Here is a 462-nt window from a genome sequence, read left to right as displayed (position 1 = left end):
GTTCAACCCTGTGTTTTCTGCCCGCCAATTGCGCGGCGTGGTCACCCGGGTGGTTCCAGAAACGGCCGATTCCGCCACCATTTTCTTCCGTCCCGGCCGCGGCTGGCAAGCGCACCTTGCCGGCCAGTGGGCCCGTATTGGCGTCGAGCTCGACGGCGTCCGCCACTGGCGGTCGTACTCGCTCAGCGCCCCCGCAGGCAAAGACCCGGCCATCACTGTCAGCGACATGGGTGCCGTCTCCGGGACCCTCGTGCGCAACACCAAGCCCGGCGACGTGCTCTTCCTGGCCCCGCCGCAGGGCGACTTCGTCCTCCCCGAACACCCGCGGCCCCTGCTGATGCTCACCGCCGGCAGCGGCATCACCCCGGTCATGTCCATGATCCGCACCCTCGTGCCGCACCGCCCGGACTCCGACGTCGTCCTCATCCACACAGCCCGGACCCCGGCGGACGCCATCTTCCG

General features: G+C 69.5%; 1 protein-coding gene. It reads left to right on the top strand.

What is annotated here, in order from left to right; genetic code table 11:
- On the top strand, nucleotides 1-462 hold a 462-nt coding region (locus tag AC1DIO_RS35490; RefSeq protein ID WP_476854970.1), incomplete at both ends, for a ferredoxin reductase domain-containing protein.

The organism is Allobosea sp. 05T439 (assembly GCF_056396005.1).
This window is presented reverse-complemented; position numbering and strand designations above follow the sequence as displayed.